General features: G+C 50.5%; 23 protein-coding genes. 12 read left to right on the top strand and 11 right to left on the bottom strand.

Annotated elements, in window-relative coordinates; genetic code table 11:
* Positions 1-25 precede the first annotated feature (25 nt).
* Positions 26-976 (bottom strand): hypothetical protein, encoded by a 951-nt coding sequence (locus PCI15_RS07940; protein ID WP_271273795.1) that lies wholly within the window; start codon positions 974-976, stop codon positions 26-28.
* A 491-nt stretch (positions 977-1467) separates the two neighbouring features.
* Positions 1468-2532 carry a tyrosine-type recombinase/integrase gene (locus PCI15_RS07935; RefSeq protein ID WP_271273794.1) on the bottom strand — a complete coding sequence of 355 codons (1065 nt, stop codon included), beginning with the start codon at positions 2530-2532 and terminating at the stop codon, positions 1468-1470.
* 203 nt (positions 2533-2735) lie between these two features.
* Between PCI15_RS07935 and dusA the strand changes: the two genes are divergently transcribed.
* The 3 genes from dusA to PCI15_RS07920 all read left to right on the top strand — a co-directional run bounded on the left by dusA (position 2736) and on the right by PCI15_RS07920 (position 5112).
* On the top strand, positions 2736-3668 hold the full coding sequence (gene dusA / locus PCI15_RS07930) for a tRNA dihydrouridine(20/20a) synthase DusA (RefSeq protein WP_376787832.1): 933 nt from the start codon (positions 2736-2738) through the stop codon (positions 3666-3668).
* Positions 3669-3708: 40 nt separating this feature from the next.
* The gene (gene tal / locus PCI15_RS07925; RefSeq protein ID WP_271273792.1) at positions 3709-4671 is read left to right on the top strand and encodes a transaldolase; all 963 of its coding nucleotides are present in this window, start codon (positions 3709-3711) and stop codon (positions 4669-4671) included.
* Positions 4672-4923: 252 nt separating this feature from the next.
* A complete protein-coding gene (locus tag PCI15_RS07920) occupies positions 4924-5112 on the top strand; it encodes a hypothetical protein (RefSeq protein WP_205660068.1) in 189 nt (62 codons plus the stop codon).
* Between the two features lie 55 nt (positions 5113-5167).
* On the opposite strand, the gene PCI15_RS07915 is transcribed toward PCI15_RS07920, so the two are convergent.
* The 7 genes from PCI15_RS07915 to PCI15_RS07885 all read right to left on the bottom strand — a co-directional run bounded on the left by PCI15_RS07915 (position 5168) and on the right by PCI15_RS07885 (position 14260).
* Positions 5168-5815, bottom strand: coding sequence for a LuxR family transcriptional regulator (locus tag PCI15_RS07915; protein WP_271273791.1), 648 nt, complete (start codon positions 5813-5815; stop codon positions 5168-5170).
* Positions 5816-5962: 147 nt separating this feature from the next.
* Positions 5963-6262 carry a DUF6506 family protein gene (locus PCI15_RS07910; protein ID WP_271273790.1) on the bottom strand — a complete coding sequence of 100 codons (300 nt, stop codon included), beginning with the start codon at positions 6260-6262 and terminating at the stop codon, positions 5963-5965.
* 351 nt (positions 6263-6613) lie between these two features.
* Positions 6614-7612 (bottom strand): phosphate acetyltransferase, encoded by a 999-nt coding sequence (pta, locus tag PCI15_RS07905; RefSeq protein WP_271273789.1) that lies wholly within the window; start codon positions 7610-7612, stop codon positions 6614-6616.
* Positions 7613-7812: 200 nt separating this feature from the next.
* Positions 7813-9576: a sulfoacetaldehyde acetyltransferase gene (xsc, locus tag PCI15_RS07900; protein WP_271273788.1), complete on the bottom strand. Its 1764-nt coding sequence runs from the start codon at positions 9574-9576 to the stop codon at positions 7813-7815.
* 62 nt (positions 9577-9638) lie between these two features.
* A complete protein-coding gene (gene ald, locus PCI15_RS07895) occupies positions 9639-10745 on the bottom strand; it encodes an alanine dehydrogenase (RefSeq protein WP_271273787.1) in 1107 nt (368 codons plus the stop codon).
* A 267-nt stretch (positions 10746-11012) separates the two neighbouring features.
* Positions 11013-12488, bottom strand: coding sequence for a MocR-like pyridoxine biosynthesis transcription factor PdxR (gene pdxR / locus PCI15_RS07890; RefSeq protein WP_271273786.1), 1476 nt, complete (start codon positions 12486-12488; stop codon positions 11013-11015).
* Positions 12489-12868: 380 nt separating this feature from the next.
* Complete coding sequence (locus tag PCI15_RS07885; protein ID WP_271273785.1) at positions 12869-14260, bottom strand: aminotransferase family protein; 1392 nt, start codon at positions 14258-14260, stop codon at positions 12869-12871.
* Between the two features lie 508 nt (positions 14261-14768).
* Here PCI15_RS07885 and PCI15_RS07880 point away from each other — a divergent pair.
* The 7 genes from PCI15_RS07880 to speB all read left to right on the top strand — a co-directional run bounded on the left by PCI15_RS07880 (position 14769) and on the right by speB (position 22310).
* Complete coding sequence (locus PCI15_RS07880; RefSeq protein WP_271273784.1) at positions 14769-15482, top strand: CsgG/HfaB family protein; 714 nt, start codon at positions 14769-14771, stop codon at positions 15480-15482.
* A 13-nt stretch (positions 15483-15495) separates the two neighbouring features.
* Entirely contained in the window at positions 15496-15852 is a 357-nt protein-coding gene (locus PCI15_RS07875; protein WP_271273783.1) for a DUF4810 domain-containing protein, read from the top strand.
* Positions 15852-16505 (top strand): DUF799 domain-containing protein, encoded by a 654-nt coding sequence (locus PCI15_RS07870; RefSeq protein ID WP_271273782.1) that lies wholly within the window; start codon positions 15852-15854, stop codon positions 16503-16505. Before PCI15_RS07875 ends, PCI15_RS07870 begins: the two co-directional genes overlap by 1 nt.
* A gap of 330 nt (positions 16506-16835) precedes the next feature.
* A complete protein-coding gene (gene speA / locus PCI15_RS07865; protein WP_271273781.1) occupies positions 16836-18797 on the top strand; it encodes a biosynthetic arginine decarboxylase in 1962 nt (653 codons plus the stop codon).
* A 99-nt stretch (positions 18798-18896) separates the two neighbouring features.
* A complete protein-coding gene (locus PCI15_RS07860) occupies positions 18897-20108 on the top strand; it encodes a saccharopine dehydrogenase family protein (protein ID WP_271273780.1) in 1212 nt (403 codons plus the stop codon).
* A 98-nt stretch (positions 20109-20206) separates the two neighbouring features.
* Entirely contained in the window at positions 20207-21406 is a 1200-nt protein-coding gene (nspC, locus tag PCI15_RS07855; RefSeq protein WP_271273779.1) for a carboxynorspermidine decarboxylase, read from the top strand.
* A 28-nt stretch (positions 21407-21434) separates the two neighbouring features.
* Positions 21435-22310, top strand: coding sequence for an agmatinase (speB, locus tag PCI15_RS07850; RefSeq protein WP_271273778.1), 876 nt, complete (start codon positions 21435-21437; stop codon positions 22308-22310).
* A gap of 71 nt (positions 22311-22381) precedes the next feature.
* Here speB and PCI15_RS07845 read toward each other — a convergent pair whose 3' ends face one another.
* Positions 22382-23173, bottom strand: coding sequence for an AraC family transcriptional regulator (locus tag PCI15_RS07845; RefSeq protein ID WP_271273777.1), 792 nt, complete (start codon positions 23171-23173; stop codon positions 22382-22384).
* Between the two features lie 131 nt (positions 23174-23304).
* On the opposite strand from PCI15_RS07845, the gene PCI15_RS07840 reads away from it, so the two are divergent.
* Positions 23305-24249, top strand: a complete 945-nt coding sequence (locus PCI15_RS07840; RefSeq protein ID WP_271273776.1) for a DMT family transporter — start codon at positions 23305-23307, stop codon at positions 24247-24249.
* 251 nt (positions 24250-24500) lie between these two features.
* Positions 24501-24896 (top strand): hypothetical protein, encoded by a 396-nt coding sequence (locus PCI15_RS07835; protein WP_271273775.1) that lies wholly within the window; start codon positions 24501-24503, stop codon positions 24894-24896.
* 160 nt (positions 24897-25056) lie between these two features.
* Here PCI15_RS07835 and PCI15_RS07830 read toward each other — a convergent pair whose 3' ends face one another.
* Positions 25057-25260, bottom strand: coding sequence for a hypothetical protein (locus tag PCI15_RS07830; protein WP_271273774.1), 204 nt, complete (start codon positions 25258-25260; stop codon positions 25057-25059).
* Between the last annotated feature and the right edge of the window lie 253 nt (positions 25261-25513).

The following is a 25513-nucleotide window of genomic DNA, read 5'->3' as shown; positions in this document are numbered from 1 at the left end:
CCCTAAGTTAATTATTTTTTAAAGTTCAACTCTCGTATGGGACTATGTATGTTATATTTTGCTGCCTAGAATCGATAGGAAGTTCTTCTTTTCTATCAACTATACTTTCTTTAATCCCCGGTTTATAAAACACTAGTAGACCTTCTTTATGGCTTGAGGAGGTCATGTATTGGCGCAATTGAGACTCGGCTCTCTCAAGAAATAATGAGCCATTTTTACTGCGCTGAGTTTCAACTATTACACTTTCACCGTCAGAGCTAAAAACAAAATCTGCCTGGTAACGTTTATTTGAATCAACTATAACTTCTTGCCTAATTACTAAACTAGGATCGATGGCTTTAATGAAGCCTGCCAATTGGCCGTTAAACTCTAATTTTGATTGAGGTGGATTTTCCCCCTCCATGAGATAATAATAAGATCTTTTAATCAGAGCTGTTAGTTTATCTACTAAATTCAGAGTATTATAATTGCCAATACTAGAAATTATTTCCATTGAAAATTCACTAGCCTTAAGCTTTTCATGTTCTTCGTTAGATTTTGAAAGCATTTGATCTAGTAGTATATTACAAAATGTAGTTACGCTAGTTATTGCTAATATAGCCTCTTGCTCATCGAAAAAAAGTTTGTAGTCATGTGCTGCTTGATTTCTCCAATCTTTTCGATATCTAGTAAATAACGATAGAACTCGATCCCTGAATATAGAGTTCTCTGAAAGATACATCTCAATTTCATAAGGAGTTTTATTAGAGGGATCTCTGTCAGCAAGAACCTCATAAGCCTCTTTTAGAGTCCCCTCAAATGCTTGATTAGATCGATATATAACGTCCGTGAACATATTTGAATCTGAACTATTACAAGCAAATTTCCAATACTTCTCTGCTGTTTCTATATGCAGAATTACAGCATCTATCCCTTGTCGTCTTTGACCATTAGGAAAACTATTTGCTTTTGTTCTAATTAAATCCAGTAAATTCATATACTTCGCTCTACGTTCGACCTAACAATTTCAATATAAGGTCCTTAATTTTATAGCTTTATTAGTAACGCTAAAGTTCAAGGATGAGTATGAAGCGCCCCTGAGAAGTCACAAGGACCAGCAAGATGTAACGAAACAAGCAAGGAAAAGTACTGCAAGAGAGACAAAAAGGATTAATGGTATTCATCCTGAATATCCGCCTGACTTATCTTAAGTGCTAAATCGAGCTGCGCAGACCTTTTTCAGACTACGGTACGGGTACTCCAATCACCCACCTAACTGGACTATATCTCAGTAACGATATTAATCGCTATAGCATCATAAAATGGAAATGGACTTTTTGGTAACACGTTGAGATAAATCAGGTATTTTAAGCGCCACAGCAGACCCCACCACGCAGTACTCATTACTTCTAAACTTATCCGCTTTTGGCACACAACTGACATCCACCAACGTCAATTAACGTGAAAAACATACACTGCAATCCATGCTCACACCCAAACCCGCCACTTATCATACTTATCAAACACACCTTGCTCACTCAGATGCGTATACCGCTGCAAACTACTCCAAGACTTATGACCGGTAACCCCAGCCACCCTAGGAATATCCAGTCCCTGCTCAAACAACCAACTGGCACATTCATGTCGCAGATCGTGGAACCTCAGATCTTCAATCCCTACTAACTTACAAGCTCTAGTGAAAGCGGCACTGACTGATTTACCGTTATAGGGGAATATCAGTTCATTATCTTTAGGCTGGCGCTGCAGTACTTCCCAAGCTCTATCAGGAAGAAACACCCAGGTATCAATTTTCTCTAGCGGGTGTTTCATTTCCCGTACCAGCACTCGTTGCTTTTCTGTATCAACATCAGCCCAACGAATCCTGCAAATTTCATCCTGCCTCCTGCTGGAAAACAGTGCGAATAGAATTACCTCACCCATCGGAATCTGAGCTTTACGCTTCTGGCCGAAATGCTCAATAAGCCGATCTAACTCGGCCAGAGTTGGTCGTCTATCACGCTTCTTAGATTTAGCAATGACTTTCTCTTTGCGACACAAATACGCAGCGTCATCCAAAGGCTCAAGACTCAAAGGAATATTTCGCCCAATCTTCACAGCACGAAAAGCATTACGCAGCCAGATTAAATCGTTATTAACCGTTGAGGGCCCTGCACCTTCCGCACGCCGTGAATGTATATAAGCAACCAGATCTGCAGCAGTCACTGTCAAGGCATCTATCTCAGACAGCTCAGGATGATTAATCAGATAATTAATACTACTTAGCTTAGAACGGCCAAACTTTGACAGACCATGAAAATCGTCGCGATACCATCTAACCACCTGGCCTATTGAAACCCCAACATGCAGCATCTTTTCCAGCACACCAGGCATCTTTAACTCAGCTTCTCGCCGGTCAGCCCATGCCTTAGCTAATGCCTTTTTGGAAAAGGTTTCTGACTCAGTGTAAACTACTTCCCTTTTTTGCTTAATGCGGATCTGGGCCGTGTAAGAAAACGAACCATCGACTCTCTTCCGCTTGCTAATCGTTGCCACCTTTTCACCCCTCTGATGCTATAGACACACCAAACAGGTGCTACAGAAAATTATTGTAGCATTTGTGTAGCACCAAGTAGCAAAAAACAGTGAAAAACCGGGTAAAACAAGAGTAATACAGAGTGTCTGAAACCGCAGTAAAAACAACGAACAAGCCTATAAACCCGCAAGATACAGTCAATCGACGCTTTACCGTAGCCCCGATGATGGACTGGACAGACCGGCACTGCCGGTATTTTCACCGGCTGATCTCTTCCCAGGCGGTGCTGTACACCGAAATGGTTACCACTGGGGCGCTGATTCACGGGAATACTGAGCGCTTCCTGAAATACAACCCTCAGGAGCACCCCGTTGCGTTACAGTTGGGCGGCAGCAATCCTCAGGATCTGGCCCAATGCAGCAAAATGGCCGAAGACTATGGTTACGATGAGGTTAACCTGAACGTCGGCTGCCCGAGCGACCGGGTACAAAACAATATGATTGGCGCCTGTCTGATGGCCCACCCGGAACTGGTTGCTGAGTGTTTACATACGATGCAAAGCTCAGTTTCCGTGCCGGTCACGGTAAAACACCGCTTAGGGATCGATGATATGGACAGCTATGAACAGCTGCACCACTTCATTTCCACCGTTAAAATGTCAGGCTGCAAAACCTTCATTATCCATGCCCGAAAGGCCATTTTGCAGGGCCTGAGTCCGAAAGAAAATCGTGACATCCCCCCCCTGAAATACGAATGGGTATACCGGATCAAACAGGATTTTCCGGAACGGGAAATCCTGATTAACGGCGGCATAAAAACCCTTGAAGCCAGTCAGGAACATCTGCAGCACGTAGATGGCGTAATGCTGGGCCGGGAAGCTTATCAGAACCCGTATATAATGGCTGAAGCAGACCAAGTCTGTTATGGTCAAAGTTCGTCTGTACCAAGCCGTGCCGAGGTGCTGGAGCAGTTTTACCCGTACATTGAAGAACAGTTATCTCAGGGTGCTTATCTGGGTCATATGACCCGCCATATTCTCGGTTTATTTCATGGTCAGCGAGGCGGCCGCCAGTTCCGTCGCCATATCAGTGAAAACGCCCACCGCAGCGGTGCCGGCATAGAAGTACTTAAACAGGCAGCGGAATTTGTTAAGTAAGCGCGCCTCAGCACAATAAGAATGACAGGTAGTTATTAATATGCAAAACCAGCTGGATCAGTTGAAACAATTCACCACCATTGTCGCAGACACCGGCGATATCAAAGCGATTGAACAATTACAGCCGCAGGACGCAACAACCAACCCATCCCTGCTGCTCAAAGCCAGCCAGGATGAAAGTTATCGTCCGTTTATCCAGCAGGCAAGCCAGTGGGCATTGAGCCAGGGCGGCAGTTCAGCTGAACTGCTGGCAAATACCAGCGACAAACTGGCTGTTTTAGCCGGCTGTGAAATTCTGAAATATATTCCGGGCCGCATCTCAACAGAAGTGGACGCCCGCCTGTCTTTTGATACGCAGGCAACGGTTGATAAAGCCCGTAAGCTGATCGGGCTGTATAACGAAGCCGGCATCGCTAATGACCGGGTACTGATCAAGATCGCATCGACCTGGGAAGGTATTGAAGCAGCCCGCCAACTGGAAAAGGAAGGCATTAACTGTAACCTGACCTTACTGTTCGGCTTTGCTCAGGCAGTTGCCTGCGCCGATGCCGGGGCTTACCTTATTTCACCCTTCGTTGGCCGTATTCTGGACTGGTACAAAGCCAACAGCCCGGAAGGATCTGACCTGTCCGGGGCAAACGATCCGGGTGTCGTGTCTGTTAGCCGTATCTTTAATTACTACAAGCAGCACAGCTACAATACCGTTGTCATGGGCGCCAGCTTCCGCAACGCAGAAGAAATTCGTCAACTGGCCGGCTGTGACCGTCTGACCATCAGCCCAGCCCTGATCACTGAACTGGCCAATACCCAGTTACCGCTGGACCGTAAGCTGTTCGCAGAAAACCCGGTCAGTGCCGACGATCTGGCCGCCAACAGCGAAACCGTGTTCCGCTGGAACATGAATGAAGACGCCATGGCCACTGAGAAGCTCGCTGAGGGCATTCGTAATTTCACTAAGGACCAACTGACACTGGAAGCACAATTAAGCGCCCTGCTTAAATAAGCGCCTCTGAAGTCATACGATGAGGGCCCTTTGGTCCCTCATCCGTTTTTATTCTTCCCGCTCATCTTCTGCTGCTTTCCTGCACCGCTAACGCCACTGCCTCCCTGTTTTGTTGCACAGCTGTCAAACAGTTATAAGACACCGTAAAAGTGTCATAGCGAAGTCATAAATAGCGTCTATGCTGTATCAGAGCTTTAGCTGTATTAAGTTTTTGTGACAACCGACGATGAGACAGAGAAGGGGAACATCAGCATGTATCACAAGCAGCCGTCCCAACCGTTACAGCAGCATAAAATTACCGTGATTCCTTCGCGCAAGAATACCCGCAGTCTTCTGCTGAACAGCAGAGACACGCACTGCCCGCTGAATCAGAGCGATACAGAATTTGCCCGGGTAAGGCATGATGCGTATTTACTGAAAAATGAAATCTATCCCGGATAGGAAGAAAATCAGCTCCCCTTCAGAATGCGAACGCAGGGGGAGCTGTCAGAATGAATCAGGCTGTTAGCAAACGCGCCTGATTAATATCGATTTTTTGCACCGCAATCACCAACTGAGTCCGGTTTTCGATCTCGAGCTTACGGAGTATGTTCGACATATGTGATTTAATCGTGTGCTCAGTGAGCGACATCTGATGGGCAATCTGCTTGTTGCGTAAACCGCAGCGTACCAGGCTCAGAACGTTGTTTTCCTGTTCAGACAAACGGCGCAGCGCATAACCGATTCGGGTCTGCTGGCCACTGAGCTGATCAGGATCCGCACTTTCATCGTAGCGCCAGATCTGGCCTTCCAGCACGTTGCGGATCGCATTACCAAACTCTTCCATACCCGATGTCTTGGCAATCACTCCGTGAAAACCATTCAGTACCGCCCAGCGGGACACGACAATATCCAGATTATTGGTCATAATCAGAAAACGTGTATCCGTGTTACCGGCTGCTACCTTAAGCTGATTAAGGCTTTGCAATCCCGGTAACTGCGCATCAACGATAACCACGACAGTACCACTGGCTTTATTCAGACGGCTGGCCATCGCTTCAATACTGTTTACTTCAAACGTATCAACGATGATCCCGGCCTGCTCTAAAGCAAGGCCTAAACCAAGACGGAACAGCGGCGAGCGATCAGCAAGTATGATCTTCATATGGGCACCTATGATGATTGCGCCCGGATTCGGTGGCCGAGTTGAAGCACTGGCAGTCAGAATAATGCCTGGTAATAAACCCCGTTATTAATTCAGTAGGCTGCCAGCCCTCAATGCTTCAACTGTTTACCGCGCCCGGACTCTGACTTAACTCAGCTCGCGCGTTAAGCGTTCGCGTTCTTCGGTGGTGTACTGAACATAACCCACCGGAATTCTGTCTTCGAGCGCATCACGAATCTGCTGGGCTTCCTCACCGGAAAATGCACCACACAGCTCAATCAGCTGAACACCCTTAGTAAGCATCTCTTGTGCTACAAAGCAGGCCTGCCCGGCGTCCTGTACGCCAGCGATCGACATATTAAAGTTATCACTCGCCAGGTGCCCCTGATGCTTGAACATGTCCAAGTCTGCACTTTTAACGATGAAACCATATTTCTGTAAAGCCATTGCGACCCCCTTTGTTATTGTTTTCGACCAGTCATGTCTGAAGCTTTCAACTTAAAGTCAAATCAACAATTGCCAAACTACGACTCAGGATGACGCTATTAGAAACGTGTTTCAGACTTTAAGTTAGGGCCAAAAATTTTTAAAATTTAGAACCAGTAATATGATTAAATAAATCCTTTTAAAACATTAAGTTATAACCGACATAACGAAATATTAAGAACAAACAGACAAAATATTTTCAATCTAAGGTCAAAGACTGAAATCGTTTTTTTCCTATCCGGAAACAAAAACGCCGTTGCAGGTTCGCCCTTGCAACGACGTTTTCAGACACGTTTTAAGCCTTCACTGTTATTACAGGTTTTGCGCCTGCAGCACGGTAATTGCTATTACGTTTACCACATCTTTAGCACTGCAACCCCGGGAAAGGTCGTTAGCAGGCTTTTTCAAGCCCTGCAGCACCGGCCCGATCGCCTCGGCCTTACCGATACGCTCAGCAATCTTATAACCGATATTACCCGCTTCCAGGCTTGGGAAGACCAGTACGTTAGCCTGACCATTTACCTGAGAGTCTTTCACCTTTCGCTCAGCAATGGCCGGTACAATGGCGGCATCAAACTGCACTTCACCGTCCAGCTTAAGATCAGGCATCTGCTCACGGACCAGACGGGTCGCCTCAGCCACTTTATCCACCGCCGGATGGTTGGCACTGCCATGGGTAGAAAATGACAACATTGCGACCCGTGGCTCTTCACCCAGCATCGTCTGGGCACTGGCGGCTGCCGACATTGCGATCTGGGATAACTGTTGTGCATCCGGATCAATCACCAGACCGCAATCAGAAAACACAATTCCACCCTGCACATCGTGGTGCGGCTGAGACATCATCATCAAGAAGAAGCTGGACACCATAGAACTGCTTTCCGACATACCGATAATCTGAATGGCACCGCGCACGACGTCACCGGTAGTGTATACGGCACCGGCAACAGAACCGTCAGCATCCCCCAGGTGGACCATCATCTGCGCGTAATACAGCGGATCACGGATCAGCTCAGCAGCTTTCTCTTCGGTCATGCCCTTAGCTTTGCGCTTCTCAAACAGCGCCTGCGCATAACGGTCAGCGGCATCAGAGGTTTTAGGGTTCAGTACTGCAATGGATGTCAGATCCAGTGCATTGGCAACCGCCAGAGCCTTCACTTCATCAACATTGCCCAGCACAGTAACATCGGCAATACCCTGCGCAGTTGCACTGACTGCCGCTTCAAGAATACGCGGGTCATTACCCTCAGCCAGCACGATCGAACGCGGATCAGCACTCGCCCGTTGAAAAATTTTCTCTAATGCGGTCATAAAAAAGACTCCTTCTCGCCGACGTCCGCCAACCGCGGTATCTGCGCATAATCTGAATAAAAAACTGCTGTGAATATATCACCGGTAGATGCGCTATTCACAAAAGTCTTGAACAGGATGTGACAGCTGAAAAGCTGACAACCCGGAAAAAAAAACCGAAGGCCTGAGGCCTTCGGTTTGCTGTCGATAAAAACTAAGACTTATACGAAGTCTTTGTACTTATCCAGGTGACGGGTAGGCTTAGCCAGTGCGTCACGGCGGAACGGGTCGCCCAGTTCACGGGTACACATAATTTCGATTACGGTAGTAACACGCTCTTCCATCTGCTTACGGATAGCTTCTTTCAGAGCAGGACCTACGTCTTCCAGCTTGTCAACAACAACGCCTTCAGAACCCATAGCCTGTGCGATGCCTGCGAAGCTCTGGTTTTCCAGTTCGCCAGCAACGAAACGACGGTTGTAGAATTCAACCTGGTTCTTCTTCTCAGCACCCCACTGACGGTTGTGGAATACAACAGCAGTTACAGGGATATCTTCACGTACACAAGTCATGATTTCCATCATGGACATGCCCCATGCACCGTCACCGGCGTAAGATACAGCCGGACGCTCAGGCGCAGCAACTTTAGCACCCATGATAGTAGGCAGTGCGTAACCACAGTTACCGAAAGACATTGGCGCGAAGAAAGAACGTGGACGTTCGAAACGCAGGTAGCTGTTTGCAACAGAGTTGATGTTACCGATATCGGTAGACACCATTACGTCTGCAGGCATAGCTTCTTCCAGAGCACGCAGAACCTGACGTGGGTGCAGGTAGTTACCTTCTTCGTCAGCCTGTTCAGCGATCATGTCCAGAGAGTAATCATCTTTCTCGTGGATCCACTCAGTCAGCTCAGTTTCCCAAGATTCTTTCTCAGCAGCAACCAGCTTCAGACGCTCTTCTTTGTTGTCCAGACACTTAGGAGACTTGCCTTTCAGCAGGTCCATCAATGCGTTAGCAGTTGCTTTCGCGTCGCCGTGGATACCAACAGAGATCTTCTTAACCAGACCCAGCATCTTAGGGTTGCAGTCAACCTGGATGATCTTAGCGTCTTTTGGCCAGTAGTCCATGCCGTGCTGTGGCAGAGTACCGAATGGTCCCAGACGGGTACCCAGAGCCAGTACAACGTCAGCTTTAGAAATAACGCGCATCGCTGCTTTAGAACCCTGGTAACCCAGAGAACCCGTACCCAGACGGTGAGAAGCAGGGAAAGAGTCATTGTGCAGGTAGCTGCTTACAACTGGCATTTCCAGCTGTTCAGCGATGGCAATAGCCTGCTCGTAAGCGTCGCCCATTACAACACCGCCACCAGCAACCATTACTGGGAATTCAGCGTTAGCCAGCAGCTCAGCCGCTTCTTTCAGGGACTCAGGGCCACCTGCAGAACGCTCGATACGGATAGGCTGTGGAATTTCACAGTCGATGTCGCCGTAGAAGTTATCACGTGGGATGTTCAGCTGAGTAGGACCGTTTTCCAGCATCGCGCGGTCGAAGCAGCGAGCAGTCAGTTCAGCCATACGGGTGTTGTTTACAACACTTACCTGATACTTAGTGATAGTTTCGAAGAATGGCAGCTGTTCAGCTTCCTGGAAACCACCCAGACCCTGAGAGTTAGTACCGGTTTCTGGAGTGATACATACAACCGGAGAGTGAGCCCAGTATGCAGCAGCGATCGCAGTAACGAAGTTAGTAATACCAGGACCGTTCTGAGCGATACAAACACCGTGACGACCAGATACACGAGCGTAACCGTCAGCCATATGGCCAGCACCTTGCTCATGCACTACAGGGATCAAACGGATACCTGCCGGGGTGAAAATATCCATCGCATCCATAAATGCAGAACCCATGATACCAAAACAGTCAGTAACACCGTTGGCAACAAGGGTTTCTACAAATGCTTCACTAGGAGTCATACGAGCCATAATTAGAATTCCTTATTATATTAAAAGGCGTTAACCGGAATTAACGCCACATCAGTTAACAATTAAGCGCTGAAAGGCGAATATTCACGCCCTAACGCCACTGCGACTTCTTCACTGGTGATCTTACCAGCATGAACGTTGAGGCCGTTTGCCAGGTGCTTGTCCCGGCGAATGGCTTCCTGCCAGCCCAGATCCGCCAGTGCCACGATAAATGGCAAAGTGGCGTTGTTCAGAGCCAGAGTCGAGGTGCGGGCAACAGCGCCTGGCATATTTGCCACACAGTAATGCACCACATCATCGACAATATAAGTAGGATCCTGGTGAGTCGTTGCATGGGACGTTTCAAAACAACCACCCTGATCAATCGCAACATCCACAACCGCAGAACCCGGCTTCATACGGGACACCATTTCAGCTGTTACCAGCTTAGGCGCCGCCGCACCCGGAATCAGCACACCGCCGATTACCAGATCAGCAGACAACACATGCTCTTCAAGTGCTGCCTTGCTGGAATATACAGTTTGCACCGTGGTACCGAACTCAGACACAATCCGGCGCAACACATCAACAGAACGGTCCAGTACCACAACCTGGGCACCCATACCGACTGCCATACGGGCCGCGTTTGAACCAACAACGCCACCACCAATAATAGTCACTTTTGCCGGTTCTACACCTGGCACACCGCCAAGCAGTACACCCCGGCCCTGTTTAGACTTCTCCAGACAGGCTGCACCGGCCTGGATAGACATGCGTCCGGCCACTTCAGACATCGGCGCAAGTAACGGAAGACCACCGCGATCAGAGGTAACCGTTTCATAGGCAATACAGGTCGCCCCGCTGGCTTGCAAATCATCGGTCTGCTCCGGATCCGGGGCAAGATGAAGATAAGTAAAAAGTAACTGATCCGGGCGCAGCATTTTCCGTTCAACGGCCTGCGGCTCCTTCACTTTCACGATCATATCAGCACTGGCAAAAATCTCTTCAGGGCTGTTAGCAATGGTCGCACCGGCCGCGCGATAATCATCATCGCTAAAACCGATACCTGCACCGCCCTGCGTTTCTACCACGACCTGATGTCCGCGGCTGGTCAGCTCCTGCACACTGGCAGGTACCATACCAATGCGGTATTCGTGATTTTTAATCTCTTTCGGGACACCTATCAACATCGCACCACTCCTTCCGTTAGCTCTTTTTATTCATTACAAGGTAGTAGACTTTGCTCGTTCTGACTGAGCAGAAGTCTTTCTACCAGTACAGCTAAGATGTGATACAGATTAGGATTGACGGGCAAAACACAGTAGAACCAGATTTGAGCTACAAGTTGCGCCAGTATGGATCCAGCGAACAAAACCGGTAAAAAATCATAAGAATCAATAAATTAGAATAGAGCCAAAAAAGCAAAAACCGCTCATCCAGAGCGGTTTATTTTCACTTTACTCAACCATCGAATGGATCAGTTCAGCCAGTTTTTTAATTCCCGGCTCGATCTTGTCCGTCGAAATAGACGAATAAGCCAGCCGGAAATAATTCTTCGGCATCGGCTCCCGGAGGAAATGGATTGCACCGGACTCGATCAGAATCCCCTCCTCCATAGCCCGTTTCTGCAGCTCAAGGGTATCCAGCCCTTCCGGCCCCCTGACCCAGTAACAGGAACCACCAAACGTCGGCTGATCGTGAGACTCCGGCAAATATTCCGTTAACGCCTCATCCATCGCCCGCCAGCGGGTCTGATAGTTACGCATAATGTTCATGATCAGCGAGTCGTGATATCCCCGCTCAAGGAACAGCGCAACCGATCGCTGATTATTCGCCGCAGGATGGCGCACCATTAAGCGGCGTAAAGCCCGGGCCTCTTCAATAAACTCAGCCGGACCGACCATATAGCCCACCCGTAATCCCGGTGCCAGCGTCTTCGACAAACTGCCGATGTACAGCACCCGGTCATTCTTATCCAGGCTTTTCAGCGCCGGAATCGGGTTAGACTTAAAATTGGTTTCGCTTTCGTAATCGTCTTCAATGATGAGGAAATTATCTTCCTCAGCCCGCCTCAGTAACTCATATCGGCGTTCAATGGGCATGGTCACGGTTGTCGGACACTGGTGGCTCGGCGTTGTATACACCAGGTCACAGCCGGTCAGTTTTTCATCGACCTGCATGCCATCTTTATCCACCGGAATTGGGCGTACCTGCGATGGATTCAGGCTGGCAATATTCCGGATATCCACATAACCCGGATCCTCCAGACCAATGACACTCTCCTCATCCAGCAACAGTTTAGCCAGCATATATAATGCCTGCTGCGCCCCCACCGTTACCAGAATCTGATCCGCCGAGGCCCAGACACCTCTGCGGGGCAACAGCCGGGTACGGATCTGCTCAACCAGCAAAGGGTCATCATTATCAAACCGGTCTGCCGCCCAGTCACCGATCGCCGGTCCACTGACCGCATCACGGCAACACTCACGCCAGTTAACCGTCGGAAACAGCGACGTATCAAACTGCCCGTAGATAAACGGATAATCGTAACTTTGCCAGTCGCGGGGCTTAACAATATTACTCTGCTCACTGGGGCGCAGCTTGAAACGGCTCGCCCAGTCAATCTGAGTCGCCGGAATATCGACTTCCTGACGACCCGGAACATCAAGCTTAACCTGACCATTCAGAATGTCCGGATTCACATAATACCCGCTGCGCTCACGCGCCAGCAGATAACCGTCATCCAGCAAATGCTCGTAAGCCAGAACCACGGTATTACGTGCGACATTCAGCTGCTGTGCCAGTTTACGGCTGGATGGCAACGGCGAATCTACCGGTATATTACCGTTAAGTATCGCCGTCGCAATCTGCTCCCGTAGCTGCTGCTGTAAGCTGCCGCCTTTACCTGGAGTCAAATGAAAAAGCTGAAACATTCATCTTGCCTTATATTCGCCAATTACATGCACTTCTTTTGCTACCCGTCAGAAAGCCTTACCCCGACGGACCTGCACCGGAACGCCTGAGTAATATCTTTCCTGCCGGCCAGACAGTTTGGAGCACTTCTTGGTTGCTCTCCGGTCTGGTCGCTAAGATATTCTTTAATTTATATTTTTTGTAAAAACAGCGTATATGAGAAGCATAACACGCCTGACTCAGTTCGCTAAGACAGAGGCGGGGTTCTCAAGACAAAATACCAGTCCGGCGTAATCATCAGACACTTAGTAAACTGCAACTAAGGAATGAATAACCAAACCGGACTGGTATTTTCGGGATATGACCGCAAGGCTCAGAAGAGCCCTGCGGATAAGCTGAATTAAGCGTTTGGTGCTACTTCAGCCAGTGCGTTATCCAGTGCTTCAACAATTGCATCGATATCAGCCTGAGTGGCGATCAGCGCCGGGCTCATGCAGATAGTGTTGTTGAATTTACTGAAAGAACGGTTCGTACGGCCCATGATTACGCCATTTGCCATGCAGTGTGCACCGATAGCAGTCGATACGCTTTCATCAACAGGCTCTTTAGTTTCACGGTCTTTAACCATTTCGAAACCGCAGAACAGACCTTTACCGCGTACGTCACCGATAATGTCGTACTTGTCTTTCAGTTCATTCAGACGGCCCAGCAGGTATTCACCCTGAATCTTAACGTTATCCAGCAGGTTCTCATCTTCGATGATCTGCATGTTAACCAGTGCCGCAGCAGGACCTGCAGTACAGCCACCGAAAGTAGAAATGTCACGGAAGTAATCCATACGGCCATCTTCCGGATCTTTAAACATGTTGAATACTTCTTCCGTGGTGACGGTGCAGGAAATAGCCGCATAACCGGAAGCAACACCTTTCGCCATGGTAACCATGTCTGGCTTGATACCGTAGTGCTGGTAACCGAACCAGGTACCGGTACGGCCCAGGCCACATACTACCTCATCAATGTGCAGCAGGATGTCGTACTGCTTGCAGATTTCCTGAACGCGGTCCCAGTAACCTGCAGGTGGCTCAATCACACCACCACCGGCGGTGATTGGCTCCAGACACAGTGCGCCTACAGTTTCAGGACCCTCTTCCAGAATCACTTTTTCAATCTGGTTTGCAGCCCAGACACCGTAGTTTTCCAGATCAGCACCTTCCTGCGCACGGTATTCGCAGCAGTGTGGTACTTCAACGAAACCCGGCGTGAAAGGACCGTACTGGTTCTTACGCTCGAACTGACCAGTCGCACTCAGTGCAGTAATGGTTGTACCGTGGTAATCACGCTCACGGAACAGAATCTTGTGTTTCTTGCCGCCGTATTTACGTTCAGCGATCTGACGAACCATTTTGAAGCACTTCTCGTTCGCTTCAGAACCGGAGTTAGAATAATACACACGGCTCATACCCGGCATTTTATCCAACAGCTTCTCAGCGAACTGAGCAGCAGGAACGTTACCTGCAGTCTGCGCGAAGTAGTTCATAGTAACCAGCTGGTCACGGACAGCGTCAGCAATTTCTGTACGGCCATAGCCAACGTTTACAGTCCATACTGCACCGGAAACAGCGTCCAGGTATTCGTTACCCTTCGCGTCCCAAACGCGCATACCTTCGCCTTTAACGATCATCAGCGGATCGCTTTCTTCATAAGGCTTATGCTGTGACAAGTGGTGCCATACGTTCTTACGGTCTTTGCTTACTACTTCTTTGGCGTCAAATTCATTAGCATTAAAGGTCATGCTCACCTCCTCTGAGGAAACTCATTATTATTGTTTGTTTGCTGCAGTGCCGGATCAGACAAGCCAAAAAATAAGATTCAGGCCCGCCACGCAATCTGTAAAACTACCGCGTACAATGTGTCAAAGCACTCAAAACGACATCGCACAGTGCTTCTCTATACCCCATAAATTAATGGCACCACGGTAAAATCAGTTAGAACCAGATGCTGGAGCAATATGATGCCAGCAGTATTTATCAGCCTTCAACCTGCTGCTAACTGCCTTAAACAGCGCAAAACATGCCTCTAACAGACCGTCGTAAATAAGCAAAAATCCAGCTTACTTTACCCCTGGCTACCCACTAGCATACAAAAGATATCCGCCCCCGGCTGTCATGTTTTGTCGGTCAGCCATAGTAATTTACGACCTGAAGGTACTTTACAGACATCCCCTGACCGGAAAAACAATTGACCGCCCGACAGACCTTTGACATCCTCCGCTCTTCTAAAATACATACAAGGAAGTAGTCATGCCTCTCCCTCAACTGTCTGCAGCAAAAAACACCCCAAAAACACTGGCAACCTCTCTTATGGTCGCGACGGTACTCAGTGCTTCTGTCTTATCCGGATGTGCCACAGAAACCAAACGCACAATCGTCTCCGAGCCGGTTGCCACCTATCAGCCACCTTATCAGGGCGTTAAGACAACCCTCGCCGTTGGTCAGTTTGAAAACCGCTCTAATTACCTTCAGGGCATGTTCTCTTCAGAAGTTGACCGGTTAGGTAATCAGGCCAAAACCATCCTCAAAACTCACCTTCAGCAAACCAATCGCTACAAAGTCGTTGATCGCACGAACATGCAAAACATCGCCCAGGAAGCGGAAATCAGCGGCGTCAAACAACAGCTCAAAGGCGCCCGCTATGTCGTCACGGGAGACGTCACCGAATTCGGCCGCAAAGTGACCGGTGACCGCCAGCTGTTCGGCATTCTGGGATCAGCCAAAAAGCAAAGCGCCTACGCAAAAGTCTCACTTAACATCGTAGACGTGGTGACATCGGAAATCATCTATGCCGTTCAGGGTGCCGGCGAATATGAACTGAGCAACCGCGAAATCATCGGTTTTGGCGGCACCGCAGGCTACGATGCCACCCTTAACGGCAAAGTACTTAACCTGGCGATCACCGAAGCGGTCAATAACATGACCAGAGATCTGCAAAACGGCGTATGGACCGTTGAAGGGTAACAGGGACGTAAAGATGTACACACGCACACTTACCGTTCTTGCTGCTGCATTACTGGCGACCGGATGCGCCCCTAAAAACACCAGCCTCTATCACTGGGGCAACTACGAAGGTGTTGTTCATGATATGTATCTCAAACCGGGTGAGGCACCAGCACAAACCCAGATTGATAAAATCACCCGGGACATTCAGGAAAGTCAGGCGCAGGGAAAACGGGTTGCTCCGGGGCTGTATGCTCACCTGGGTATGATGTATGCCGCAGAAGGTCAGTCAGCACAGGCCCGGGAATCACTGCTCAAAGAAAAGCAGCTGTACCCTGAATCCACAGTACTGATCGATACACTGCTGAAAAACCAGCAAGGAAGCCACTAATGCTTAACCACGTTAAACTCGTTTTGCTGACGGTTGCTGCACTTATTCTGGCCGGCTGTAATCAGCAACAGGTTAAATACGACTACGCCGCGTTCGAAAACAGCCGCCCTAAATCGATATTGGTGATTCCGCCGGTCAACAACAGCATCGAAGTGAATGCGTCGTATATTTTCCTGTCGACCATCTCCCGGCCTCTGGCTGAGAAAGGCTATTACGTTTTCCCCGTCGCCGTTATTGAACAGTTCATGCGCAACAACGGCCTGCAGGACCCGGCCGAAATGAACAGCATCCCTCTGGATAAGATCAATGAACACATTGGCCCTGACGCCATTCTGTATGTCAGCATTGAAAACTGGGGGCAAAAATACGAAGTATTCGACTCCCGCACCATTGTGGATTCTAACTGGCGTCTGATCGATGCAAAAACCGGTCAGCAAATCTGGGACGGCACCGCCAAAGGGCAATACAGCTCTAATGACAACAACCAGAATGGCTTAATCGGCATGCTGGTCGGCGCGGTGATTAATCAGATTGCCGGTTCCGTATCAGATAACACACCGATGCTTTCGCAGCAGGTTAACCAGGGCACCGTCTTTAACAGCCATAACGGCCTGTTAAACGGACCTTATCTGAAACCTGACACTGACAGCTGATCCCGGCACAAATCAGATCATTCATCCAAAAGGGAAAGCCGCAGCTTTCCCTTTTTCATATCCGGTGCAGGTTTCACGAAACCGTTCAGTTCCCCCTCAGTACGCCTAATAACCCACTGTAAAATCAGCACATCCTGAAAGCGCCACAAAAAAACAACCCGAAACATTATTCAACTTATTGTTTTAACGGATATTTTCTGGCAATAAATCCCTCAGAAAAAGTTTGACACCGGGCCAATTACGGAGAAAATGCCTGCTTGAGCAGCAGGCGGAAACACTGCCGTTCAATACCTCGTTTATGTGCCACACTTCAGGTATTTGCAGAAAACTATGCCAACACCCTCTTCTAATTCCCAGGCTCCCAACGCCGCACCGGCTAACACCGAAAGCCGCTGGAGCACCGATAACAGTGCCGACCTGTATGGCGTGCGCAACTGGGGGGCCGGCTACTTTGATATCGCCGCCAACGGTGAAGCAGTGGTCACAGTCACTAACGGCAAACGAACCGAAGTTTCCCTGCTGGACATTGTTGAAGGCATGAAAGAACGCGGGCTGGAAATGCCAGCGGTACTACGCATCGAAAACGTGCTGGACCAGCGGATAAAAGAGCTTAACGAAGCCTTTTCCCGGGCCATTAAAGACGCTGATTATCAAAACGAATACCGCGGCGTTTTCCCGATCAAGGTTAACCAGCAATGCCACGTCATTGAAGAAATTGCCGACTTTGGCAGCCATTACCACCACGGGCTGGAAGCCGGCAGTAAAGCAGAGCTGATTATCGCCCTGTCACAGCTGAAAGACCACCGCAGCCTGATTATCTGTAACGGCTATAAAGACGCAGAATTCATCGAACTCGGCCTGTACGCCCGGCAGATGGGCATTCCCTGTTTCTTTGTACTGGAAACCCCTACCGAACTGCCCATTATTCTGGAGCGCAGTAAAGCCCTGAATATCGATCCACTGATTGGCGTGCGTATCAAATCCTCTGTAGTTGTTGAGGGTCACTGGAACGAAGACAGCGGTGACCGTTCCATCTTCGGTTTATCCACCGGCGGCCTGCTGGATGTGATTGATGAACTGAAAGCGGCTGACATGCTTCACTGCCTGCAGTTACTGCACTGCCACCTGGGCTCTCAGATACCGAACATCCGCAATATCCGCAGCGGCGTACTGGAAGCCTGCCGGTTTTATACCGGGCTGATTGCTGAAGGCGCCCCTATGGGCTATCTGGATCTGGGCGGCGGTCTGGCGGTGGATTACGAAGGTGCCCGCACCAACAGCACCCACAGCATGAACTATCAGTTGGATGAATACTGCGTCAACATCGTCGAAACCATTCGTGAAAGCCTCGATCCGCTGAATATCAGCCATCCGGTGATCGTCTCTGAATCCGGCCGTGCCACCGTTGCCTATTCATCCATGCTGCTGTTCAACATCCTGGATGTGCGCAACCACGAACCCTCACCGCTGCCGGCGCAGTTGCCGGAAGATGCCCACGAACTGCTGCATAACCTGTTTGCGGTTCTGCAGGCGGTGGATGTGCAGAAATTTCAGGAGTGCTACAACGACGCACTCTACTACCGGGACGAAGTCCGCGAACTGTTTCGCCGCGGCCAGACCGACTTGCGCGCCCGGGCGATGGCCGAAAACATCACCCTGGCCGTGCTGGAAAAAATCGCCAAACTGCTCAGCCAGGTAGACAGAGTACCGCCGGAGCTGGAAAAACTGCCTGAGTTGCTGTCCGACATCTACTACGGCAACTTCAGCCTGTTCCAGTCCCTGCCGGACATCTGGGCCATCGATCAGGTCTTCCCGATCATGCCGATTCACCGGCTGGACGAAAAGCCGACCCGGGAAGCCATACTGGCAGACATCACCTGTGACTGTGACGGTAAGATCGATAACTTCACCACCCCGGACGGCATCCGCAATACCCTGCCGTTACACCCTCTGCGGGAGGGCGAAGAATACTATCTGAGCATATTTCTGGTCGGCGCCTATCAGGAGACCCTCGGAGATTTGCATAACCTGTTTGGCGATACTAACGTTGTCAGCGTAAAGATAAACAGCGACGGCAGCTTCGACTTCGCCCGGGAATTTCAGGGCGATAGCATTGCCGACGTCCTCAGCTATGTTGAATACGACCCTAAACATATGCTCGAACAGTTCCGCCGCACCGCTGAGCAGGCAGTGCGGGATAAACGCATTAATGTTGCCCAGCGGCAGCAAATGCTAAAAGCGTTCCGGGAGAGCCTGCAGGGCTACACCTACTTCGAACGCGAACACCATTAACAACAGCCGGCCGACACAGCTGGCTGAACATTCATTGACAGTGCCGGACAGATCCCGGCGCAGAACGTCCGACAGGACTCACAATAAAGGATCATAAATATGTCAAAAGTCATGATCATTGGTGCCGGCGGCGTCGGCGGTGTTGTTGCTCAGAAATGCGCCCAGGTGGCAGAAATCTTTGACGACATCATTCTGGCCAGCCGTACCGAATCCAAGTGCATCGCCATTGCTGAACAGGTTAAAGAAAAAACCGGCCAGACCATCCGTACTGCTCAGGTTGATGCGGACAACGTACCGGAACTGGCAGCCCTGCTGAAAGCTGAGAAACCGGAACTGGTGATCAACGTTGCTTTGCCATATCAGGATCTGACCATTATGGACGCCTGTCTGGAAGCCGGCGTGCACTACATGGACACCGCTAACTACGAGCCACTGGATACCGCCAAGTTTGAATACAAGTGGCAGTGGGCCTATCAGGAACGCTTTGAAAAAGCCGGCCTGACTGCCCTGCTGGGCAGCGGCTTTGATCCGGGTGCCACCAACGTCTTCACCGCTTACGTTGCCAAGCATTACTTTGATGAAATCCACGAACTGGACATCATCGACGTCAACGGTGGCGACCACGGCTATCCGTTTGCCACCAACTTCAACCCGGAAATCAACATCCGTGAAGTTACCGCGGACTGCCGCCACTGGGAAAACGGCGAGTTCATCACCACACCGGCGATGTCGAAGAAAGCCAGCTTCACCTGCCCGGAAGACGTAGGGACGTACAACGTTTACCGTCTGTACCATGAAGAGCTGGAATCCCTGACCAAGCACTACCCAACTCTGAAGCGCGCCCAGTTCTGGATGAGCTTCGGCGACAGCTACCTGAAGCACCTTGAAGTGCTGGGTAACGTCGGCATGACAGGTATCGAGCCAATTGAATTCAACGGTCAGGAAATTGTACCGATTCAGCTGCTGGCACACCTGCTGCCGGATCCGTCCACGCTGGGTCCGCGGACTGTGGGCAGAACCTGCATCGGCGTTGTGGTTCGCGGCATCAAAGACGGTAAAGAAAAGATCGTCTACTGCTACAACACCTGCGACCACCAGAGCTGCTACCAGGAAGTAAACTCTCAGGCAGTTTCTTACACCACCGGTGTACCGGCCATGATCGGCGCCAAGCAAATGCTGGAAGGCAACTGGCTGAAACCGGGCGTATGGAACATCGAACAGTTTGATCCGGACGGTTTCATGGACGACATGAACAAGCACGGCCTGCCCTGGAAAGTGATCGAGCTGGACAACTTCAGCCTGGATCAGTAAAACAGCCATAACGTCAGACACTGAAACCGCCACGGCTCTGCCGCGGCGGTTTTTTCACAGCTGACCAACACAAACACCCGACACCGCCGGACACCCCTATGCAATTTACCGACTTCAGCAAACTGGACCTCAGCCGTCTGCCCTCCCCCAGCTTTGTTGTGGATCAGGCCGCCATCGAGCGCAACCTGACTATCCTGCGTGAGGTGGCTGACGCCAGCGGGGCTAAAATTCTGGCCGCCCTCAAAGCCTTCTCCATGTGGGAACTCGGCCCGCTGACCGCCCGGTATCTGGATGGCACCTGCGCCAGCGGCCTGCACGAAGCCCGGCTGGGCCATGAAGAATATCAGGCCGAAGGCCGGCCCAATGAAGTTCATGTTTACAGCGCTGCTTACAGTGAAGCCGATGTAAAAGAACTGCTCACCTTTGTCGATCATATGGTGTTTAACAGCACCGGCCAGTGGCAACGGTTTCAGCCCCTGATTCAGGCAGCACTGGCAGAACGCCCGGACATTCAGTTCGGCCTCCGCATCAACCCACAACACTCTGAAGGCAGCGTTCCCTTATATGACCCCTGCGCGCCCGGCTCCCGGCTGGGCATTGTTGGCGACCAGCTGGACGCCGCATTAGCCGCCACCCCTGAGTTGCTCAACAACATCAGCGGCCTGCATTTTCACACTCTGTGCGAACAGGGCTTTGAACCGCTGGCCCGAACACTGGATGCCGTCGAAGCACGTTTTGGCGACCTGCTACATAACATGCAGTGGATCAATTTTGGCGGCGGTCATCACATCACTGCACCGGGCTATAACACCGAAGCACTGATCAGCCGCATTAAAGCCTTTGCAGCCAAATACGACGTACAGGTTTATCTGGAACCCGGTGAAGCGGTTGCCATCGGCACCGGCGTGCTGTGCTGTGAAGTACTGGACATCATTCACAATCAGGTTGATCAGGCCCTGCTGGACACCTCAGCCACCTGTCACATGCCCGACACCCTGGAAATGCCCTACCGCCCGGATATCATGCATGCCGGCGAAAGCGGTGAAAAAGCCCACACCTACCGGCTGGGCGGTTTAACCTGTCTGGCCGGCGACATCATCAACGACTACAGCTTCGACGCCCCTCTGGAAGTGGGCCAGCGACTGCTGTTTGAAGATATGTCACACTACACCATGGTCAAAACCAGCACCTTTAACGGCACCAAACTGCCGGCACTGGTCCTGTGGAATTCTGAAACAGACGAACTGAAAACCGTGAAAACATTCGGCTATCAGGACTTCAGGCAACGCTTATCCTGATCCTGCAGACGCATAAGAGATAACTGACATGAGCTACAACCCAGAAGATTATCCGATATTCCTCGGATCAGAAATCGAGCAACCTGATCCTCAGCAGGCAGCCTTTCACGTATTGCCGGTACCCTATGAAAAAACCGTCTCCTACGGGGGCGGCACCAACGAAGGCCCGTCGGCAATCCTGAAAGCCTCCTGGCAACTGGAGGAATGGGACGGTAAAAGCAAACCCTGCGGCGAAGGCATCTATACCTGCGAGCCGGTAGACTGCACAGTGGCGCCTGATCAGGTGATCGACAACATCGCCGCCGCCACGAAGAAGATTGTCGAAAATGGTGCCATGCCGGTGGTCTTCGGTGGCGAACACACCGTCACCTACGGGGTAGTGAAAGGCCTGCGCGAAGCCGGCTACGACAACTTTGGCATCGTCCAGATAGACGCCCACGCCGACCTGCGCGAAGCCTACGAAGGTGATCCGCTGAGCCACGCATCCGTGATGAAACGGGCCGTGGACATGGGTATCCCCCTGTATCAGTTAGGTATCCGTGCTTACTGTGAAGAAGAAATGCACATTCGCGAACAGCACGGCGTCTACTTTCAGGACGGTGATGAGCTGGTACCGCAAAATATCCAGAGCATCGAACTGCCGGAAGACTTCCCCGAGCAAGTATTCTTCACGCTGGACATCGACGGCATGGACCCCTCCGTATTCCCGTCAACCGGCACACCGGTCCCCGGCGGGCTGGGCTGGTACCAGACCCTAAACCTGTTCGAATCTGTCGCCAAGCAGCGCAAAATCATCGGCTTTGACATCATGGAATTTGCCCCGATTGAAGGCTTCCATGCATACGACTTTGCCGCGTCTCTGCTGACTTACAAAATGATGGGCATTGTGCAGCGTAATCGCTAACTCCTGCTCAACCGGATCCCGAATATAAAAAGCCGCTCAGAACAGCGGCTTTTTTATACCCGAAAACACACTTACTCCTGTCCCTTCCTAAACTCATCCGGCGTCATACCCATCAGTTTACGAAACATCACAATAAAGGCTGATGCACTGCTGTAACCCAGATCAAAGGCAATGGTTTCGACGGTTTGCCCGGCCGCCAGCAAGGGTAACGCCGCCATGGTGCGTAGCCGCTGCCGCCACTCGGTAAAGGTCATGCCCAGCTCCTGTTTACAGCGGCGGATCAGTGTACGTTCGGTGGTATTGGCCCACTTTGCCAAATCTGCCAGTGAGCGGTTATCCCCCGGGCAGGCTTCTAACTGATTCAGCACCTTGCGCAGCAACGGATCATGCGTATCCGGCAGGTAACTGCCGGCACATTCTGCCCGGGCCAGTTGATCCCGCAACACCAGCAGTAAGCGCTCATCCTCGGCGGACAGCGGTAACCCCTGAAAGTTATCCCGCAAATATTCCAGTACAGAACGCACCATCGGCGATACGGCTAATGCACAGGGCACCTTTGGCAGCCCCTCCAGAAACGGTTCACTCAGATACACTGAACAGTAGAGCGTAGCATCGCGGTTTTGCCCCCGGTGTACCGTATGCGGTGGCAACCAGACCCCGTACGGCGGCGGTGCCATATAATGGCCATCTGCCAGCTTCACCTCCATCACACCGCAGAAGGAATAAACAAACTCCCCCCAGGTATGGCTGTGCTCCGGGTAGCTGGAATCCGCCAGCATATTCTCAGCCCGGTAAAACAGCGGTGCCGGCAACGCATCCGGAAACGGCGTTGCATAAACATGGGTACTGCCCACTTCATCCACGGGCGCTCTCCTTCACTGAAAAAATGAACCACTGACATATATACAGGATAAAATGTCACTATTTCACTATATCAATAATAAATTCCAGACCGATAATCAACATCCATGTTACACCGAGTCTGGAAACGCTTATGAACACCCGCCTGCCCGTTGATGGCCGCGCCATCGGCCTGATGATGCTCCTGTGTATGACCTGGGGGATGCAACAGGTATCGATCAAACTGGCCGCTGATGATATCGCCGCCGTGCTGCAGATCTGTCTGCGCTCAGGCATCGCAGCCGTCTTACTCGGCCTGTTCATGCTCTGGCGTAAAGAACGGATGAACATCGCTGACACCTGGAAACCGGGGCTGCTGGCCGGCTTTCTGTTCTCATCAGAATTCTTTCTGGTGGGTGAAGGGCTGCGGTACACAACCGCTTCACATATCTCCGTATTCCTCTACAGCGCACCGGTTTTTGCGGCACTGGGGCTGCACATAAAGCTGCCGGCAGAACGGCTCAGCCTGCTGCAGTGGGCCGGTATCCTGCTGGCCTTCTCAGGCATCGCGGTTACCTTTCTGGGCCGTGAAGCCGCCACCGATACCGCCACCGCCGATATGATCATCGGTGATATGTACGGGTTGATGGCCGGCTTCTGCTGGGGCATGACCACTGTACTGATCCGCTGCTCGACGCTGTCTTCAACACCCGCCAGCCAGACACTCATGTATCAGTTGCTGGTCTGTTTTGTGCTGCTGCTCGGCGCGACACTCATCTCCGGCCGGACCGATATCCAGTGGAGCGACATCGCCATCGGCAGCCTGGTCTTTCAGGGTATAATCGTGTGCTTTATCAGCTTCCTGGTCTGGTTCTGGCTGCTGAAAGAATATGTCGCATCGCAGTTAGGTGTGTTCTCTTTCATGACCCCCATGTTTGGCATTGTTTTTGGTGTTGTCGTGCTCGGGGAAAAACTGGAACAAAGCTTTATCTCCGGTGCGATACTGGTCATGAGCGGTATCGTTCTGGTAAGCGGACAAAGCCTGATACAGAAATATCTTAACAACCGGCGTAATCCGGAAATTTCGTCAACTGAATAGGCTTTTTCAAACGCTTTTTTGAACAGCGAATATCCGGCGAAAGTGCTTAATTTATATTACATTAAGCACTTTCCCTTCCCGAAACCGCCATACACCCTTGCCTCAGCCGCCCTGAAAATTATTCATAAATCCCAGCACATCAAGAATGTGCTCCTCCCACCCATCTAAACTTTAAACAGCCTTCAGCCACTCTTTACAGGCACAGAACCACCCGCCGAACATCAGTATTGGCTTACTTGGGAGGGAATACCATGGTCATTGCCAAACCGATTTACGAACCACTGCCCTTTGCTTACCTGCTGATAGCAGCGGGCCTTGTTTACTGGCTTGATAACCCCTTTGCGCTGGCATCTGCGGTTTTATTTTATTGCGCCGGTGCGATCATCTGGGTGCAAAGGTCAGTGTTTCGGCGTGATCAGCGCATCATCGCACGGAACGGTCGCAGTCATATCAAAACCCGGCCGGACCATGCAATGATCAACCTGCCCGAATCAGCCTATGAAATGCTGCCGTTTATCTACATAGGAACAGGTTTACTGATTTTTTACCTCCAGCCCGGAAGGCTGGGGTTATTGCTTGCCGTGCTGTGCTGCTTCGCCGGCAGCCTGACACTGGCCATGCGCTCAACGAACCGGCACCGGCACTGATTCAGCCACACGGACAGCATTTTAACGATACACAAGTCCTACCCCCTGCGTGCACGTAGACATGTAATGGTCCGACATGCGTCGGGCAGGCACCTTAATCGCCATACTCACCCTGCTCAAACTAACGCCTGCCCCCCAATCAGCTTAAGTATTCCTTACCTCAGTTGGTAACAGAAGATAACAAGGGTAGCCGGTAATGCGCTGCAAACGCCTTCAGCCCTGCCGGCGTAAACGCCACCGCCCGGGAATCGGCTATCCGGTGCGCCCAGCCCCGGTTAAACACATCCAGTAATAGCCACTGCCCCAGCGACCCGGCCAGATGATTGCGCCGCTCACTACAGTAAAAAATCAGTTTTAAATACATCAATAAAATAAAATACTTTTTCCATCAACCAGTAAATAACATTGCATTTAAAACCATGTTTTCCTCAAACAACAAAATCAACTCAAATTATAAATACATCTAATTTATTAACAGCAAAAAATAAACAAAAAAACACGAAACACCCAGAACCACACATTAAAAAATATGTAGCGCAAATGAAGCACATAGTATAAAATGCAGCATATTTTTTGTACGCCACAAACCTGCAATCTTATTACAAAATAAGACTGAC

Source organism: Aliamphritea hakodatensis, from assembly GCF_024347195.1.
Classification (GTDB): Bacteria; Pseudomonadota; Gammaproteobacteria; order Pseudomonadales; family Balneatricaceae; genus Amphritea; species Amphritea hakodatensis.
The sequence above is the reverse complement of the archived record's forward strand: the minus strand, read 5'-3'. Positions and strand labels throughout refer to the sequence as shown.

Coding starts and splice junctions, on each gene's coding strand:
- PCI15_RS07860 (WP_271273780.1), top strand. CDS start 18,897: ATGTCAAAAGTCATGATCATTGGTGCCGGCGGCGTCGGCGGTGTTGTT.
- dusA (WP_376787832.1), top strand. CDS start 2,736: ATGATGGACTGGACAGACCGGCACTGCCGGTATTTTCACCGGCTGATC.
- tal (WP_271273792.1), top strand. CDS start 3,709: ATGCAAAACCAGCTGGATCAGTTGAAACAATTCACCACCATTGTCGCA.
- PCI15_RS07875 (WP_271273783.1), top strand. CDS start 15,496: ATGTACACACGCACACTTACCGTTCTTGCTGCTGCATTACTGGCGACC.
- nspC (WP_271273779.1), top strand. CDS start 20,207: ATGCAATTTACCGACTTCAGCAAACTGGACCTCAGCCGTCTGCCCTCC.
- pdxR (WP_271273786.1), bottom strand. CDS start 12,488: ATGTTTCAGCTTTTTCATTTGACTCCAGGTAAAGGCGGCAGCTTACAG.
- PCI15_RS07880 (WP_271273784.1), top strand. CDS start 14,769: ATGCCTCTCCCTCAACTGTCTGCAGCAAAAAACACCCCAAAAACACTG.
- PCI15_RS07885 (WP_271273785.1), bottom strand. CDS start 14,260: ATGACCTTTAATGCTAATGAATTTGACGCCAAAGAAGTAGTAAGCAAA.
- pta (WP_271273789.1), bottom strand. CDS start 7,612: ATGACCGCATTAGAGAAAATTTTTCAACGGGCGAGTGCTGATCCGCGT.
- PCI15_RS07840 (WP_271273776.1), top strand. CDS start 23,305: ATGAACACCCGCCTGCCCGTTGATGGCCGCGCCATCGGCCTGATGATG.
- PCI15_RS07940 (WP_271273795.1), bottom strand. CDS start 976: ATGAATTTACTGGATTTAATTAGAACAAAAGCAAATAGTTTTCCTAAT.
- PCI15_RS07870 (WP_271273782.1), top strand. CDS start 15,852: ATGCTTAACCACGTTAAACTCGTTTTGCTGACGGTTGCTGCACTTATT.
- PCI15_RS07910 (WP_271273790.1), bottom strand. CDS start 6,262: ATGGCTTTACAGAAATATGGTTTCATCGTTAAAAGTGCAGACTTGGAC.
- PCI15_RS07915 (WP_271273791.1), bottom strand. CDS start 5,815: ATGAAGATCATACTTGCTGATCGCTCGCCGCTGTTCCGTCTTGGTTTA.
- PCI15_RS07835 (WP_271273775.1), top strand. CDS start 24,501: ATGGTCATTGCCAAACCGATTTACGAACCACTGCCCTTTGCTTACCTG.
- xsc (WP_271273788.1), bottom strand. CDS start 9,576: ATGGCTCGTATGACTCCTAGTGAAGCATTTGTAGAAACCCTTGTTGCC.
- PCI15_RS07920 (WP_205660068.1), top strand. CDS start 4,924: ATGTATCACAAGCAGCCGTCCCAACCGTTACAGCAGCATAAAATTACC.
- speB (WP_271273778.1), top strand. CDS start 21,435: ATGAGCTACAACCCAGAAGATTATCCGATATTCCTCGGATCAGAAATC.
- ald (WP_271273787.1), bottom strand. CDS start 10,745: ATGTTGATAGGTGTCCCGAAAGAGATTAAAAATCACGAATACCGCATT.
- speA (WP_271273781.1), top strand. CDS start 16,836: ATGCCAACACCCTCTTCTAATTCCCAGGCTCCCAACGCCGCACCGGCT.
- PCI15_RS07830 (WP_271273774.1), bottom strand. CDS start 25,260: ATGTATTTAAAACTGATTTTTTACTGTAGTGAGCGGCGCAATCATCTG.